At 44.3% G+C, this 16581-nt stretch carries 13 protein-coding genes; 2 read left to right on the top strand and 11 right to left on the bottom strand.

All coding sequences use genetic code 11. The annotated features are described in order from the left end of the window. Positions 1 to 377 precede the first annotated feature (377 nt). A complete protein-coding gene (locus C8R11_RS05270; RefSeq protein ID WP_107794783.1) occupies positions 378 to 4262 on the top strand; it encodes an EAL domain-containing protein in 3885 nt (1294 codons plus the stop codon). 35 nt (positions 4263 to 4297) lie between these two features. On the opposite strand, the gene motD is transcribed toward C8R11_RS05270, so the two are convergent. The 7 genes from motD to flhB form a co-directional block, all read right to left on the bottom strand. Further along, positions 4298 to 5089: a flagellar motor protein MotD gene (gene motD / locus C8R11_RS05275; RefSeq protein WP_107794784.1), complete on the bottom strand. Its 792-nt coding sequence runs from the start codon at positions 5087 to 5089 to the stop codon at positions 4298 to 4300. A 40-nt stretch (positions 5090 to 5129) separates the two neighbouring features. Further along, positions 5130 to 5897 (bottom strand): flagellar motor protein, encoded by a 768-nt coding sequence (locus C8R11_RS05280; RefSeq protein ID WP_219908544.1) that lies wholly within the window; start codon positions 5895 to 5897, stop codon positions 5130 to 5132. Positions 5898 to 5937: 40 nt separating this feature from the next. Further along, positions 5938 to 6648: an RNA polymerase sigma factor FliA gene (locus C8R11_RS05285; RefSeq protein ID WP_090699522.1), complete on the bottom strand. Its 711-nt coding sequence runs from the start codon at positions 6646 to 6648 to the stop codon at positions 5938 to 5940. Positions 6649 to 6653: 5 nt separating this feature from the next. After that, positions 6654 to 7547, bottom strand: coding sequence for an AAA family ATPase (locus tag C8R11_RS05290; protein ID WP_107794785.1), 894 nt, complete (start codon positions 7545 to 7547; stop codon positions 6654 to 6656). Then, on the bottom strand, positions 7540 to 8832 hold the full coding sequence (flhF, locus tag C8R11_RS05295; protein WP_107794786.1) for a flagellar biosynthesis GTPase FlhF: 1293 nt from the start codon (positions 8830 to 8832) through the stop codon (positions 7540 to 7542). Before flhF ends, C8R11_RS05290 begins: the two co-directional genes overlap by 8 nt. Further along, positions 8829 to 10913 (bottom strand): flagellar biosynthesis protein FlhA, encoded by a 2085-nt coding sequence (gene flhA / locus C8R11_RS05300; protein WP_107794787.1) that lies wholly within the window; start codon positions 10911 to 10913, stop codon positions 8829 to 8831. The genes flhF and flhA overlap by 4 nt, the downstream gene beginning before the upstream one ends. Positions 10914 to 10982: 69 nt before the next feature. Next, entirely contained in the window at positions 10983 to 12122 is a 1140-nt protein-coding gene (flhB, locus tag C8R11_RS05305; RefSeq protein ID WP_090699623.1) for a flagellar biosynthesis protein FlhB, read from the bottom strand. Positions 12123 to 12518: 396 nt separating this feature from the next. On the opposite strand from flhB, the gene C8R11_RS05310 reads away from it, so the two are divergent. After that, positions 12519 to 13286, top strand: a complete 768-nt coding sequence (locus tag C8R11_RS05310; RefSeq protein WP_107794788.1) for an RNA methyltransferase — start codon at positions 12519 to 12521, stop codon at positions 13284 to 13286. Positions 13287 to 13544: 258 nt separating this feature from the next. Here the strand turns inward: C8R11_RS05310 and argB are convergent, their stop codons facing one another. From argB to C8R11_RS05330, 4 genes are all read right to left on the bottom strand, one after another. After that, a complete protein-coding gene (argB, locus tag C8R11_RS05315) occupies positions 13545 to 14432 on the bottom strand; it encodes an acetylglutamate kinase (RefSeq protein ID WP_090699534.1) in 888 nt (295 codons plus the stop codon). 74 nt (positions 14433 to 14506) lie between these two features. Beyond that, complete coding sequence (locus C8R11_RS05320) at positions 14507 to 15025, bottom strand: chemotaxis protein CheW (RefSeq protein ID WP_107794789.1); 519 nt, start codon at positions 15023 to 15025, stop codon at positions 14507 to 14509. Positions 15026 to 15033: 8 nt separating this feature from the next. Next, on the bottom strand, positions 15034 to 15399 hold the full coding sequence (locus tag C8R11_RS05325; protein ID WP_107794790.1) for a response regulator: 366 nt from the start codon (positions 15397 to 15399) through the stop codon (positions 15034 to 15036). 48 nt (positions 15400 to 15447) lie between these two features. After that, on the bottom strand, positions 15448 to 16560 hold the full coding sequence (locus C8R11_RS05330; protein ID WP_107794791.1) for an acetyltransferase domain-containing protein: 1113 nt from the start codon (positions 16558 to 16560) through the stop codon (positions 15448 to 15450). Between the last annotated feature and the right edge of the window lie 21 nt (positions 16561 to 16581).

Genomic DNA, 16581 nt, shown 5'->3' on the forward strand with positions numbered 1-16581 from the left:
CAACTCAAATGATCGTCACCACAAAGACGATTTTTAAAGTTTAGCATGCATGCTCACTTACTTTAATTCATTGAATGCACCATAGATTTACTCATTAAGTGCTCCATCGACCTAGTACTAATGTAGATGGGTTATTACGATACTAAAAAACATAAACAGGACACCTGAGCTTATCGTATTAATTATGAGTCCACACATTCCTAAATTTTTATCTGATGCATCAGTGGGATAATCGAGGTTTTCTGTGTCCGATGACATTGCTATTCAGACACATGGCAAGCATTGGACTTTTGGAAACGAAATTGCGATCATTGTACTGGATGGAATACTTGATTCATTGACAACATATCATTTATGAGACGTTCGAGAAAACGCACATGAAAGCAAATATTTCAGGATTAACCGATATAAATTACCGAACAATTTTCGGTACAAACCTGGATGCTATTTTTATCGTTGATACGAAGGGCCGCCTTCTAATTGCAAATCGGACCGCTGTACAACGTTATGGCTACAGCCTCAAAGAAATAAAGAAAATGAATATTTCTAATCTGACTGATCAAAACATAGAGGGTCAGTCAGCAGTCAAATTCAGCAAGTTTCTAAAATCCAAAAAAATATCCGAATGGCGGCATCGCTGCAAGGACGGCAGCGTATTTCCGGTAGAGGTCTATACACATCCAATCATTCACAAAGGTAAACGTGTCATTCTCCTGAATGCCCGTGACATCAGCATGCGCAACAATTTTACGCCAGAACTACAGAATCGAAACCATATGTTTGAAAAGATTCTGAACACTGAACCTGGCATGCTTTATATTTTTGATCTGCTTGAACAAAAGAATATATATGTCAATCAGCAATGGCACGCAATTCTTGGCTATACGGTCGAAGAAACCCAGGCAATAAGAAAAGAGTTAACCGGGGTTTTCCACCCGGATGATCTATCCGGCATTACTGCAAGCCACGCTGCATGGCGAGAGGCTTTAGACGGAGAGACGCGCTCGATTGAATATCGCATTCTGGACAAACAAGGAGATTGGCATTGGCTGGTCAGCCATGAAACGACTTTTGCGCGTGATGAAAAAGGGCATGTGAGCCAGATACTAGGCATCGCTTATGACATCACACAACGCAAACATGCTGAAATACTGCTCGGTGAACAAAAACGCATACTGGAGATGATTGCCTGCGGAGTTCCGATGTCAGTAACGCTCACAACACTGGTTCAAATTATAGAAAATCAGGCCCCCGGAATGATGGGCTCTATTCTTCTGCTCGATGAAGACGGTGTTCATTTTCGCCATGGCGCGGCACCGAGCCTTCCTGAAGAATACATTGCAACGGTTGATGGTCTATCTATTGGTCCCGTTGTCGGATCATGCGGCACCGCCGCTTATCGCAAAAAAGCAGTTTTTGTCGAAGACATTGCAACCGATCCACTTTGGGCGCCTTTCAAAACGACTGCGCTGTCACACAGATTACGCGCCTGCTGGTCGACACCCATCTTTGACGCTCATAAACAAGTAGTCGGAACTTTTGCAATGTACTACCGCCAGCCCGGTCTACCTAAACCGGAACATCTGAGTCTTATTGACGCCGCCACACATATCGCCGCTATTGCGATCAACCGGCACAGAGTCGAGAAAGTACTGCGCCAGAGTGAGACGCGTTATCGTTCACTCTTCGAGAATGCGCCTGATGGCATCATGGTAGTGGATAATCAGGGCATCTGCCTCGACGTCAATACAAGTGCATGCCGGATGTTGGGCTATAGCCGTGATGAATTGATTTGCCTGCATACAGAAAATATCATTGGACAAACGAAGGAGGTGCATACCGACTCCACTTCAGGGACAATCAAAGTCAAGATAAGTAATCAACGGGAGTGGCAGTTCCAGCGTAAGGATGGTTCACAATTTTCGGTAGATGTCATCGCAGCCACAATGCCAGACAACAACTTGCTGTGTATATTTCGCGACATCACTGAACGAAAAATCACCGAATTTCGACTTAAGCAACTCACGCAGCTCTACGCGGCACTCAGTCAATGTAACCAGGCGATCGTACGCTGCAACAGTGCAGCTGAATTATTACCTCAGATCTGTCGCGACGCAGTAAAATTCGGCGGCATGAAGATGGCCTGGATCGGGATGATTGACGAAGCGGAAAAGCTAATTAAGCCGGTCGCTTCGTTCGGCACCGGCATAGCACACCTGCACGAAACCGACTTTCCAATAGATGCCCGTTCTATTGACGGATATAGCATGCCCGGGATCGCAGTCCGCGAGAAAAGAGCCATATGGTGTCACGATTTTATGCATAACTCAGCGACCGCACCCTGGCATGAATACGCAGAGACATGCGGTTGGAGAGCACTTGTCTCTCTACCTTTGTATTGCCAGGGAGCAATCGTAGGTGTTTTCAATTTGTTTAGCGGTGATGCACATTCTTTCGATGATGCAATTCAGAAACTGGTAATCGAAATGGCATCGGACATCAGTTTTGCATTAAATAATTATGCACTCGAGAAGGAACGCACACAATCCGTAGAAGCATTGCGGCAAAGTGAGCAACATTTACGGACTATTATTGAAACAGAGCCGGAGTGTGTAAAAGTTGTCGACAAAAATGGCAAACTGCTCGAGATGAATGCTGCAGGCCTGGCGATGCTCGAAGTAGGCTCTTTAGAAATTGCGAAACAACATGATCTTATTGAATTCCTTCTTCCCAAATACCGCGATGCTTTTACAGCCCTGCATCAGCGCGTAATGAGTGGAAGCAACGAAACTTTAGAGTTTGAGGTACTAGGACTAAACGGCACAAAACGCTGGCTTGAAACTCATGCAGCCCCGATGCGTGACGAGCATGGCGAAGTTTCCACACTGCTTGGTATTACACGAGACATCACCGAACGAAAACGCAACGAAGCACGCATCAAATACCTGGCGAATTTTGATTCCCTTACGGGCCTGCCCAATCGCGCTCAATTAGACAATCATTTAAATTATGCCCTGAATCTGACAAAACGCAGCAGTGGACGTCTGGCACTGATGTTCCTCGATATTGACCGTTTCAAGGATATCAATGACACGCTTGGACATACTGTCGGTGATGCATTTCTGATAGAAGTTTCTAAACGCTTGAAAATGGCTTTGCGTGAGGACGATACAGCATCCCGCTTGGGTGGTGATGAATTTATTTTATTGCTACCCGGTAACGATGCACGCGGCGCTGCGCAAGTTGCTCAGAAAATACTGCGTATTATTTCCGAACCTTACACAAACGAACGCTATGACCTGATCGTGACCGCATCCATCGGTATCGCCCTCTACCCTGATGACGGTACAGATGTGGAAACGCTATCAAAAAATGCCGATATCGCCATGTATCGAGCAAAACAAGAAGGCCGTAACGGCTATCGATTCTTTACTACGGAAATGCAGGCGCAGGCAACACGCAATCTACAATTAGTCAGTGCTTTACGCCATGCATTGGAGAATGATCAATTCCAGATATATTACCAACCCCAGGTTTCCATAAAAAATGGACATATCATCGGCGCCGAAGCCTTACTCCGATGGCACCATCCAGTACTGGGAAATGTATCACCGGCTGAATTCATACCCGTCGCGGAAGACTCCGGAGTTATTTTACCGATTGGTGAATGGGTTTTGCGTTCGGCTGTAAGACAGCTAAAGCACTGGATTAATAAGGGCCACCCGCCGATCATCATCGCAGTTAATTTATCGGCAGTGCAATTTCGTCACTCCAGTTTGCTTGACATGGTCACACGCATTGTTACCGAAGAGCAGTTAGCGCCTGAACATCTGGAACTGGAGTTGACCGAGGGGGTAGCAATGCATGACCCACTGGGCGCAATTACGGTGATGAACAATCTACATGAACTCGGCATTTACATGTCTATAGATGATTTTGGCACAGGCTATTCATCACTGAACTATTTAAAAAAATTCAAAGCATATAAACTCAAAATTGACCGGACATTTGTGCACGACATCACTACAGACATGGAAGATAAAGCGATCGTTGCTGCGATTATCAGCATGTCTAAAAGTCTTGGTCTACAGACTATTGCTGAAGGCGTAGAGACAAAAGAGCAACTCACTTTTTTGCGCGAACAAGGTTGTGATGAAGCACAGGGCTACTACTACAGCAAACCGGTATCAGCTGATCAGTTTGAGCGATTATTAACGAAGCCAAACCATGCATGGAATTCCGACGAACCGTACCGCCTGTAAGCACTGCTTCCGTCATTTCCAAGTTGCTGGGGTAATCAGTTCAGGGCAACAGGAATTTCAGTAATCTTATCAGGTTCGTTAGACATAATCATGATGGCCACCCTTCGATTACGCATTCTTCCATCAATTGTATCATTGCTATCCACTGGTCTATTTTCGCCATATCCGATTGCTGTCAATCTCTGCCTGTTAACGCCATTTTCTATAAATAGTCTGATCACACTGCTTGCCCGTGCCGTCGACAATTCCCAGTTAGATGGAAAAAAAATGGTATGGATAGGCATATTATCGGTGTGTCCCTCTACATGAATTTCGTGATCATGATCCTTAATTACATGCGCCACGGCCTGTAGTGTTTCAATTGAATGATCAGACAACATTGCTTCCCCAGGAGAAAAAAGGACACTTGCATTAATTTCTACGGTGATGCCTAAACTGGTTTGTGTCACTCTGACTTTTCCATTACTAACCAGTGGTCCCAATACCTGCAATATGTTTTTTGCCATTGATTGCATTTTTTCCTGCTTTTGAACACGTTGTATTTTTTTCGCTTCAACAACTTTAAAAACACTTTCATGCCGCGGTTCATTCTTTATCTTTGGTAACAAGGTATCTTGTGGAGCTGTATCTGAATTAATTGTTGTACTTTTGAATGCATTTACTAAAGAACCGCTCAGTACTTTATACTTCCCTTCGTTTATCGAAGAAACAGCGTACATAACTACAAAAAATGCAAATAGCAATGTTATAAAATCTGCATAAGAAACCAGCCAACGCTCATGGTTGTCGTGCGTTTCTTCTTCACTGTAATTTTTTTTTCTAACCATTACCTGTACTCAATACGTTAGATATCAACATATTCAAATCCTATCTTTCATCCACACAATAGCTCATCAAACGATTTTCAATCAGCCGTGGATTTTCACCATCAGCAATCGCAACCAAGCCATCTATAAGCATTTCACGCATAACAACCTGCTCATTTATGATACTTTTTAGTTTGTTTGCAATTGGCAGAAAAAACAAATTCGCCAAACCTACGCCATAAATTGTGGCAACAAACGCCACCGCAATACCGCTGCCGAGAAGACTGGGCTCGGACAAATTTTCCATAACATGAATCAAACCGAGTACTGCACCAAGAATACCAATAGTTGGCGCATAACCCCCCGCTGCTTCCCATATTTTTGCAGATTGGCGTTGATAAGAGACTTCTGCATCAACCTCAATTTCCAATATTTCGCGTAACTTATCCGGTTTACTGCCATCGGCAAGTAACTGCAGGCCTTTCTTTGTAAGTGGATCAGTTGCTGATTCGGCATGGGTTTCAAGCACCAAAAAACCGTCCTTGCGTGCAAGATACGACCAACCAACCAATTGCCTGATCAAAACCTGAGAAGCTTTTTCTGGGGGGAAAATAATCCATTTTGACATTTTCACTCCGTTCATCAGAATCTTAACGGGGCTCTGCAGCAAAACGGCGCCTACGGTACCACCCACTACAATAAAAAAAGCAGCAAACTGTATAAGCGCACCAAGATGGCCGCCTTCAAGTAGTTGCCCGCCCATAATCGCTGCCAATGCCAGGCTCACTCCGGCGATACTGTTAAAATCAATTTTAGCCCTATCACTCATCACAAATCCCCGTCACCTTCCACGAAAGTTTGATCTACCCTCAAAGATTTCTTAACCGACTACGCAAACGTGCGATTGCTTGGGTGTGTAATTGACAAACGCGCGATTCACTGACACCCATCACTTCACCAATTTCCCTCAAATTCATCTCCTGCTCATAGTGCATACCCATCACCATTTTTTCGCGTGGAGGCAAATTCTCAATTGCCTGAACTAACAACTTTCTGAGACTTTCATCAACTAATGCATTTAATGGATTACCGCCTTCATCAATGAATAACCGATCCAGAAAAGGTTCTTCATCATCCTGTTGAAAGTCTTCATAGTAAATAAGCTGCGCACCCCGTGCACTTTGCAGTGTTGCATGATATTCATCCAACGATATTTGCAATTCCTCAGCAAGATCCTGTTCACTAGGTGCGCAACCATTTCGTTGCTCAAGCATATTCACTGCGGCTTCAATCTGCCGCATTTTTTTTCGTATGCTGCGCGGCAACCAATCCGCATCTCGCAACTCGTCCAGAATAGAACCACGTATGCGCTGCGCTGCATAACTCTCAAACTGCCGCCCATACGAACCTTCATAGCGATTAATTGCATCCAGAAGGCCAATCATGCCAGCTTGTATGAGATCATCTACTTGCACACTGGCAGGAAGCTTGGCCATCATATGATACGCAATGCGTTTCACCAATGGCGCAAACTCATCAACAAAGTTTTCTTTATTTTTAATTCCAGTCTCTGTATACATATTTATTAGGCCGTATAATTAGCCATACTGAGATGACTTTTGTGAATGAGACGCTGCATAAATCCATCGACAGCCCCGTCAAAATAATCCTTACAAGACGAATACAATACATTTTCAGCAAGATGCTTGAAGTTGTCACCAGCCTGGGATATCGGAAACGCATCAAGTACTGGCAAGCAGAGTCGACTTGCCTGATTTATTTTTTCATCCCTCTGAGTAAAGCCCGCGAATTCAAGTGATACGGAAAGATATGTTCGCGCAACACGAGAAAAATCTTCAAAAACTGTCTGCGAAGCAAGTCCGGTGTCAGTTTTATTGACAAAAATCAGAAAATGTTTTTTAGCATATTCCTTACTCATCATTTTTATGAGTGCATAAGCACCCATTAACGAAGTTTTTGAGCCTGACACCACGACCAGTACTTGCTCTGATGCAAGGCTCAGCGGTAACACATGCGTTTCACCACCCATAGCAGCATCAATCAAAATTACATCAATTGATTCGGTAAGTTGACTAAAGCACTTAATAAGCTTTTGTTGATCGGTCACATCAAGTTTAGGCAGGGCATGAATACCTCTTAGCGCAGACAATACAAATATATTTTCTGGCCCCCGCAAAATCACCTGATCCAGTTTTTTGTCCTGATTGATAACATGCATCAGATCAAAACGCGCTTTTAACCCAAGCCTGGAACTAATATTGTTAGGACATGCATTCTCATCAATTAGCAATACCCGCTTACCGCTTCTCGCTAATGCCGAAGCAAGATTAACCGACACCGTTGTTTTGCCTACACCTTTTGTCCCACCTGTAACAGTTATTACGCGCGCAGAAGTATTTGTTTGCAAGGACACAAGATCACTCAAACCAGTTGCCTGGTTATGTAAAAATTTAGTCATGACCAGCTCCAGCATACATTTTTGAGTCAGGCTCATTCGCGCTATTATTTCTAGCCATAACCAATGCAAATTCTGCATCTTGAAGTGTGAATGCGGAATCACTGGGTTTTGCAGTGAAAATTCGGTGAAGTAAATATCGCGGATTTGCCGAATGAATATCCTCCGGTACTTTTTGACCGTTAGTTACATAGTGCAGCACCAACTTACGCCGTATTACCGCGTCCAATGCCACGCCCAGGCTTGCGGCTTCATCCAACTTGGTAATAATGCAGCCATCAATGCCATGCTTCCGATAAGCGGTAATAATTTCATCCAAAGTTCTATCACTTGAGGCCGCGCTCATTACCAGAATTTTTTTTATGTCTTTACTTGCGCTGTTCAACATTGTGATCTGCTCAGCCACCATTTGATCGCGATGGCTCATCCCCACCATGTCAATCAGGACAATATGCTTGTTTCTAAGCTCCGATAAGGTTAACTGCAAATCATCCGCATCTTGAATATTTTTGACGGACACCCCTAATAATCGGCCATAGATACGTAACTGCTCATGTCCGCCAATTCTGTAACTATCCGTCGTCAGTAAAACTACTTTGTCGGCGCCATGTCTGACTACACAGCGTGCCGCCAGTTTAGCGATTGTGGTGGTTTTACCGACTCCGGTCGCACCAACCAACGCATACACTCCTCCCTTTTCGATCATTTCATCATTAAAGGCAGTATGTAAATTAAACTCCAATGCAGCTATTGCCTGTTTCATACTTTGTGCATAACCCAAACCTTCCGATAGCTTATCAACCAAACGGCGCGACAATAAGGGACTAAATCCAGCATCTAACAATCTACGCAGAATCTTCATTTTTTCCGGATTGCGCTGCGTAGTATTTCCCCATGCTACAGTCGCCAATTGCTCTTCGAACGTACTTTTCATGGCATGAATCTCACCCATCAGATTACGTACAAATTCCTCAGATACAACATTTTCTGGGATTCGATCAACCAATTGCTTCCCGGTATTAAGCGATGGAAGCTCCGCGGCATAAATTGGTGCATTATGAGTGGGTTCAGTATTTCGAAGATCTGCTTCGTTATTTTTCTGCTCAGGCAGACGACCGGGGAGATGTGTATCAACCAGGCTTGACATATCCGTATCCGCTAGAGCCATGATTTCAACACCAGCCATAGTCTGTCTATTCGATAAAATAATAGCCTCGGATCCAAGATCTTCCTTAACCTTGCGCAGCGCTTCTCTTGACGTTGCAGCTACATAGCGTTTTACTTTCATTGTTTACCCCCAATGATGGAAGTGATTTTAATTTTTCTGGTTTCAGGTATTTCAGAATGAGAAAGCACCCTAAGATTCGGCACCGCTCTACGCAAAAAATGAGAAAGCAAATTGCGTATCGCGCTCGGCACCAGCAACACAACCGGCAATCCCAATTTCTCCTGATGATTGGCGGTAGCACTGGTTTCTTTCAGCAACATATCCGCCAACCCCGGTTCAATACCTCCACCTTCCTTTCCTCCAGCCTGCACAACTTGCATTAAAATATTTTCCAGCTCATGATGCAGACCCATGACTTGTAATTCTGAACCTGCGGGAAAAAACTGCTCAACAATGGCACGCCCCAGCGCAGTTCGCACTAACGCCGTCAATTGTGCTGTATCCTGTGTATTTGTCGCATGTTCAGTCAGCACATCAATAATGGTACGCATATCGCGTATATGCACATTTTCCACCAACAGGTTCTGTAGAATTTTTTGTACAGCTGAAAGTGGCAGTAACTTAGGTACCAGATCTTCGATCAACTTAGGAGTTTTCGAACTTAAATGGTCCAATAGCTGCTGAAGCTCTTGCCTACCTAGAAGTTCGGAAGCATGTGAATGAATCAAATGGTTGATATGGGTTGTGACAACGGTACTTGCATCAACCACGGTATACCCATTTGTTTGCGCCTGTTCTTTAAGTGAGGCTTCAATCCACACCGCGGGCAGACCGAATGCGGGATCGCTGGTCGCTGTACCGGGTAGCGTCATAGTTACTCTACCTGGATTAATAGCCAGATACATTCCGTTGTAAGATTCGCCCTGCCCGATCACAGAGCCTTTCAAAGTAATTTGATATGCGTTGGGACGTAGCTCCAAATTGTCACGAATATGCACTACCGGAGGCAAGAAACCAATATCCTGCGCGAATTTACGACGAATACCATTAATTCGTTTGAGCAAATCACCCTGCTGCGCTTTATCAACGAGGGGAATAAGACGATATCCCACCTCCAGACCCAGAGTATCTATTGGTGTCACATCATTCCAGCTTGCATCCTGCTGTTCTACAACAGGCACATCTTCTGCATCATTTTGCTCGTCTTCTTTAGTCGCGGCTCTCGCCATCATAAAATAGGCACCCAACCCCAACGCACCAGCCAGCAACAAAAATACAAAATGCGGCATACCAGGTACGAGACCCATGACACCCAGAATACTGGCCGTTATGATTAACACCTGGGGTTGATTAAACAGTTGACCCAGCACCTGCTCGCCCAGATCTTCATCCGTCGTGACGCGACTGACCACAAGACCGGCAGCCGTAGAAATAACCAGCGCTGGAATTTGTGCGACAAGGCCATCCCCAATTGTCAGCAATGTATAATTACGAGCGGCCGTATCCAAATCAAGATTATGTTGCAGCATCCCTACTACCAATCCGCCGATAATGGTAATTAACATCACCATGACACCTGCAATCGCATCACCACGCACAAACTTGCTAGCACCATCCATCGAGCCAAAAAAATCTGCTTCTTTGGAAATAGTGGCGCGGCGATTACGCGCCTCTTCCTCACCGATAAGGCCCGCATTCAAGTCTGCATCTATTGCCATTTGTTTGCCTGGCATTGCATCAAGGGTAAAACGTGCACTGACTTCCGCAATGCGGCCGGCACCTTTGGTAATCACAACAAAATTGATCACCACCAGAATAATAAAAACAACCAGACCAACGGCATAATTACCGCCAACAAGGAAATGCCCAAAAGCTTCAATCACTTTTCCTGCAGCGTCAGGACCAGTGTGACCCTCCAACAAAACTACCCGGGTTGATGCAACATTTAAGGACAATCGCAACAATGTCGTTATCAGCAAAACTGTTGGAAAAACTGCGAATTCCAATGGGTTTTTTGTATACAGACTCACCATCAAAACAATAATGGCCAGCGCAATATTGAATGTAAATAAAACATCCAGAATAAATGGCGGCAAGGGAAGCACCATCATGCCTAGGATCATGATGATCAAAATTGGCCCGGCCAGCGCTTTAAGGTTATTTCCAGCCATTAAGCCAGAAAATGTCAACGTGTTATTCATAATGTTTAAATTACATCAAAAATTGATAATGGTATCGCTCAATAAAAACACCGAATCCCTCGCTTATTCTCAATTATCAGACGAAGGTATTTCCAGTTCTTGCGGTACTGCTATTTCACCCAGCGGATCAGGCACATCCCCGCCATAATCCTGATGACGCTTCAAATGAAAGACATAAGCCAATACTTCTGCAACAGCTGTATACAGCTTTTCAGGTATCTCGGCATCCAGATCCGCATGATGGTAAAGCGCCCGTGCAAGTGGTGGCGCTTCAAGAATAGGCACATGATGTTCTTCGCCTAATTCGCGTATACGCGCAGCCAATAAATGCACGCCCTTGGCAACCACCTTTGGCGCTCTCATCGAATCTTTATACTGCAGCGCAACGGCATAATGCGTCGGGTTAGTTACAATCACATCCGCTTCAGGGACTTCAGACATCATCCTTCGGCGTGCTGCTTCACGCTGCAAGCTGCGAATACGCCCCTTGACCAGGGGGTCACCTTCACTTTCCTTGGACTCTCTGCGAATTTCTTCTTTTGTCATTCGTAATTTCTTGGCATGGCTCCAAAGCTGAAAAGGCACATCTATTGCCACAATCAGAATCATTGCACCCGTAATCAAAAGAAAACTCAGCACCAACAATTCACCAGTGCGCGTAATACCGGAATTAACCGGTATGGCGATCAATGCCAACACAGCTTCTTTATTGCCCCAAATAACCAGTGTCGCCACACTGCCGACAACCAGTGTCTTGGCGATGGCTTTAAATAACTCGGTTAGGCCATGCGCAGAAAAAATCCGGCCAAACCCAGAAATCGGATTTATCCGTTTAAAATCCGGCATCAGTGCTTTGGAACTGAACAACCAGCCGCTGAGCAGCATCGGAGCAAAAAATGCTGCGATAATCAACAAAACCAATAGTGGCGCCAAAGTCCAAAGACTTTCCACAGCCAGTTGATAAAAGCGATTCAACATCAAGTCAGTATGGAACGCCAAATCCCGCTCCATCTGTATGCCTTCGCGCATGATGTTTAACAGTTTCTCCATCAAATTATTGCCCATAAAGACCAGACCTGCGGCTGCCGTTAGCAATAAAGTAAATGTTGTTAATTCCTGTGAGCGCGCAATCTGTCCATCTTCCCGCGCTTTTTGAATGCGCTGGGGCGTCGCTTCTTCAGTACGCTCCAGGTCACTATCTTCAGCCATCACACCTCCCGATTCCCACATACGGATTATCAGTGTATCGGGCTACATTCATTGTAGGAAAAAGACAAGGTTTCATCCCGCTATTTGGAGGGCGTATACAATACGCATTATCATTATCTTTTCTTTCAATATGTTATTCTTATAGCATTCGCTTCAGATACGCAATTAACCTAAACTAATTGTTTTTTTCTTTCAGAGAATGGCGATATTGATTAACTATTGAAATTAAGTAGATTGTTAAAGCCTTGACATGTCAATACAATAAACTATTGACGGCTCAGTCAATCAAGTAACAACAAAACACAAATTTCAGAAATCACATATTCATTGCTCACACATAAAATACGAATCCAAGAAAACAATAATAGCTTGCCGACAATCACTTCTTAATCCACAATGGTCCCATCTTCTCCACTGAACAACGTACGCATCGTACTCAGCCATACCAGTCACGCCGGCAATATTGGAGCGACTGCACGTGCCATGAAAACCATGGGCTTGCAATCTTTGTATTTAGTCAATCCCAAATCCTTTCCAGATAGGGAAGCCGATGATCGTGCGGTCAGCGCCAGAGACTTACTCAATCAAGCCTACGTTTGCGAGTGCATTGATGAAGCATTGCAAAATACAGTGCTCGCCGCTGCTTTAACCACGCGGTCACGTGAGTTTCCACACGAAACCCATGATGCACGTGAAGGTGCCAGAATTTTACTTGAACATGCACAGAGCCATCCGGTGGCACTGGTTTTTGGCGCGGAAACATCTGGATTAACTACAGCTGAAGTCAGTAAGTGTCAAATGACGATTTTCATTCCAACAAACCCCGATTACTCATCGCTTAACCTGGCCAGTGCTGTACAGATTATGGGATATGAATTACTTATGGCGATGTCGGAGATAAAGATGCTGTATGCGAAACAACCCGTATATCTTCAGAAGGCACCGGCATCGTTTAATGATATTGAGTTTTTTTATCAACACCTCGAGCAAGTGATGATCCAGACTGACTTTCTTGACCCTCAAAAACCCAAAAAAATAATGCAGCGCATACGCAGACTGTTCTCTCGTATCCGGCTTGAAAAAAAAGAGGTCAATATTTTACGGGGCATCCTGAATGCAGTAGAAAAACAATTATCCAGAAAACCATCGATTGATAAACGCTAGGCTCCATTAATTGGGCAATGATGCATCCAGTTAGGTTCTCAGCGTTACTGGCGAAGCAAGTTTCAGCGGCAAAAATGACCCTTGGCAAGAAGCCTAACACGGTCAGTGGCATTGATAAGCTCACCCATCAGGCGTTCACAGAATAATCCGGCACCACGTTGCAGCACTAAGGATTTTACCGACGCACCGCGACACCTTGTGACGCAGCATTATGTTAATTTTGCACACATCTTGGCTTAATTGTTAAAGTTACTGGAATTACTGGTCCCTGATCAAAGTACCTACGCCTTGATCTGTGAGAATTTCCAGCAACAGTGCATGCTCAACACGACCATCTATAATATGGCAGGATTTAACACCTTTTTTTACCGCCTCCAATGCGGAACCGATTTTGGGGAGCATACCTCCGGAAATGGTGCCGTCTGCAAACAATTCGTCAACTCTTTGTGCCGTCAAACCCGTCAGTAATTGTCCGGCTTTATCCAGTACACCGGGTGTATTGGTCAGCAGAATCAGTTTCTCAGCGCGCAGTATCTCTGCCAGTTTTCCCGCCACAAGATCAGCATTGATATTATAGGATTCACCATTTTCGCCCACACCGATGGGTGCTATGACCGGAATGAAATCCTGACTATCGAGTAACGCAATAAGCGAGGGATCAACATGTTCAATCTCACCCACCTGGCCAATACTGATCCATTCACCGATTTTTTCACGGTCTTTGACAAGCATTTTTTTTGCGCGAATAAAAGAACCGTCCTTGCCCGTCAAACCAACAGCCTTACCACCGTGGCGATTGATCAAATTAACGATGTCTTTATTAACTGATCCTCCGAGTACCATTTCCACCACGTCCATGGTTTCCGCATCTGTGACGCGCATGCCCTGAATAAACTCACCTTGTTTGCCAACGCGTTTTAACATTTGATCAATCTGTGGACCACCGCCATGGATAATCACCGGATTCATACCAACCACTTTCAGCAACACAACATCACGTGCAAAACCCTGTTTGAGATTTTCTTCAACCATCGCATTGCCGCCATACTTAATGACGATGGTTTTACCATGAAAACGTTGAATATATGGCAGCGCTTCGGCCAGAATTTTAGCTTTATCCCGAGCATTGGATTGAGAAATTGGCATCGTCCGGTTCAATTGATAAATAAATTAAAGATATTGATTACGCTAACCTATACTATCGCAATCAGTAAAACTGATCAGCGGGAAATTTCCAGGAACCGCTTTTCCCGAATGAAAATACGCAGATCAAGTTCGTACCATTGTCTGCTTTCTTTATCGTTGTAGACATGCGAAACACCGGTTGGTAATTTGGTATCAGCTGTCTGATCAAGTGCAAATTCAGATAAATTTCTGATACCGAGTATGTTACGCACGATGAATCCGCTGTTAATTTTATAATTGGATGAAACCAGCAGGATACGGGATTTTAAGCCAAATGGTTCAGGTTCGGCACCCAGATACACACCAAGATCGGTTATGCCATAAAGATTGCCGTGCACATTAATAATACCCAGAAACCAGGATTGCGTTAATGGTACCGACACAATTTCCGGCACTTGGATCACTTCGCTGATTTCCTTCATATGAACCAGATAACGATCATCACCAATCGATAGTCCAAGTACAGTGGCAGACATTGCAGGCATTTCAGTAGTGCCGGTATCTTTTGCTTCTTTTATATTGAGTGCACCTTCCTGTTTTTCTTTAATATCCATTGCATTGTCTAGCTTAATTGGGAGATTTTTTGTAACAGTTCTTCAGCATCAACAGGTTTGACAACATAATCCCGTGCCCCCTGACGCAACCCCCAGATTCTGTCAATTTCCTGTCCTTTCGTACTACAGATGATAATCGGGATATCCCGTACAGACCGATCCTTTAAAAATAATCGGGTCGCCTGAAATCCATTGATACCAGGCATCACAACATCCATCAAAACAAGATCCGGTTTATCCTCTCGTGCCTTGGCAAGCGCCTGTTCACCATTCTCAGCCATAATCACGTGATAACTGTTCCTGGTTAATATTTTAGCGAGTATATGCCGCTCGGTGGGCGAGTCATCTACGATCAAAATCTTTTTAATTGCCATGACATTGGCTTTATAACGATACGGTCTATTAGCAGTCTAAACCCAGACTCATATAAAACGCAACAAACTATGCGGATTTTGCCACTTGAATGTACGATAAATCCGGCAAAACGGATAAAGAATCAGCAAAGCAAGTAAAGCCATGAGATAAGCCATTTCCAATCCGCCTCGTTCAAATACGAGCCTTAAAAGCGCCAAAACACCAAAATGAGCAAGATAAAAGAACAAAGCTGTTTGTCCAAACACCAAGACAGGTCCGTTGCGACTTACATCCGCAGTAGGCTCCAACCACATTAAAACAGCCAATATAACAGCCATTAACCCAAGTTCCAACAAGGCATAAGACAAACTGGGCGGATATTTGCTGACATGCAACCATTGCACTATGGAATTTCCCTCGAGCATCATAAACATGTTGCCGTAACCATCCAACTCGCGAATCAAAATAAATGACACCAAGGCAATGAAACCACTTACAACGAGAAAGCGTTTAACGGGTAGTTGATCAAATGGTTTTGACATGAGCCAATCACCAAACACCCAACCCAGCATCATCATGGCCAGCCAGGGTATTGCAGGATACAAAACAGAATATGTGTCAGTAAAAATCGGGGCGAATGTCAAAGCCAACCACAACGGCACATCACCACCGGGCTGCCATAGCGCCATAAGCAGTAATTCGCCGCCGATTAAAATAGCAAGCGCCATAATCAAAACCACCCATGCACTCAAGCGACGCAACCATACCATCAGTATCATGCTGATACCTATGGCATACAGTACCTGCAACACCGGTTTTCCAGAAGCCAACGACAGTACACAGATATCCAGCATAGCGATAAAGACGCCGCGTACCCATAATTCACGATCAATTATTGTTTGTGATATACCCTGTCGTAACCGCTGAGCATGACTGATTGCAATAGAAACACCCGTCAGAAAAACAAATGTTGGGGCGCAAATATGCGTTACCCAGCGAGTTAGAAATTGATCATTTGCAAATATGCTTCCATTTTCATAGAGCAATACAGAGTCAGCAAATATCCGGCCATCATTAAAAAATCCAGAGGCATGATCCAGTGCCATCAAGATCATGACAATCCCTCGCATCCAGTCAATGGCGGCAATCCGTTGCTGATACTGGTCAATAGATTCAGTCATAAAAATTGAGTTATGCTTTAA

The sequence above is a fragment of the Nitrosomonas aestuarii genome (assembly GCF_003046585.1).
Classification (GTDB): Bacteria; Pseudomonadota; Gammaproteobacteria; order Burkholderiales; family Nitrosomonadaceae; genus Nitrosomonas; species Nitrosomonas aestuarii.

Coding starts and splice junctions, on each gene's coding strand:
- flhF (WP_107794786.1), bottom strand. CDS start 8,832: ATGAAAGTAAAACGCTATGTAGCTGCAACGTCAAGAGAAGCGCTGCGC.
- C8R11_RS05290 (WP_107794785.1), bottom strand. CDS start 7,547: ATGACTAAATTTTTACATAACCAGGCAACTGGTTTGAGTGATCTTGTG.
- C8R11_RS05330 (WP_107794791.1), bottom strand. CDS start 16,560: ATGACTGAATCTATTGACCAGTATCAGCAACGGATTGCCGCCATTGAC.
- C8R11_RS05325 (WP_107794790.1), bottom strand. CDS start 15,399: ATGGCAATTAAAAAGATTTTGATCGTAGATGACTCGCCCACCGAGCGG.
- C8R11_RS05270 (WP_107794783.1), top strand. CDS start 378: ATGAAAGCAAATATTTCAGGATTAACCGATATAAATTACCGAACAATT.
- C8R11_RS05320 (WP_107794789.1), bottom strand. CDS start 15,025: ATGGATATTAAAGAAAAACAGGAAGGTGCACTCAATATAAAAGAAGCA.
- flhA (WP_107794787.1), bottom strand. CDS start 10,913: ATGAATAACACGTTGACATTTTCTGGCTTAATGGCTGGAAATAACCTT.
- motD (WP_107794784.1), bottom strand. CDS start 5,089: ATGGTTAGAAAAAAAAATTACAGTGAAGAAGAAACGCACGACAACCAT.
- argB (WP_090699534.1), bottom strand. CDS start 14,432: ATGCCAATTTCTCAATCCAATGCTCGGGATAAAGCTAAAATTCTGGCC.
- C8R11_RS05280 (WP_219908544.1), bottom strand. CDS start 5,897: ATGAGTGATAGGGCTAAAATTGATTTTAACAGTATCGCCGGAGTGAGC.
- flhB (WP_090699623.1), bottom strand. CDS start 12,122: ATGGCTGAAGATAGTGACCTGGAGCGTACTGAAGAAGCGACGCCCCAG.
- C8R11_RS05310 (WP_107794788.1), top strand. CDS start 12,519: ATGGTCCCATCTTCTCCACTGAACAACGTACGCATCGTACTCAGCCAT.
- C8R11_RS05285 (WP_090699522.1), bottom strand. CDS start 6,648: ATGTATACAGAGACTGGAATTAAAAATAAAGAAAACTTTGTTGATGAG.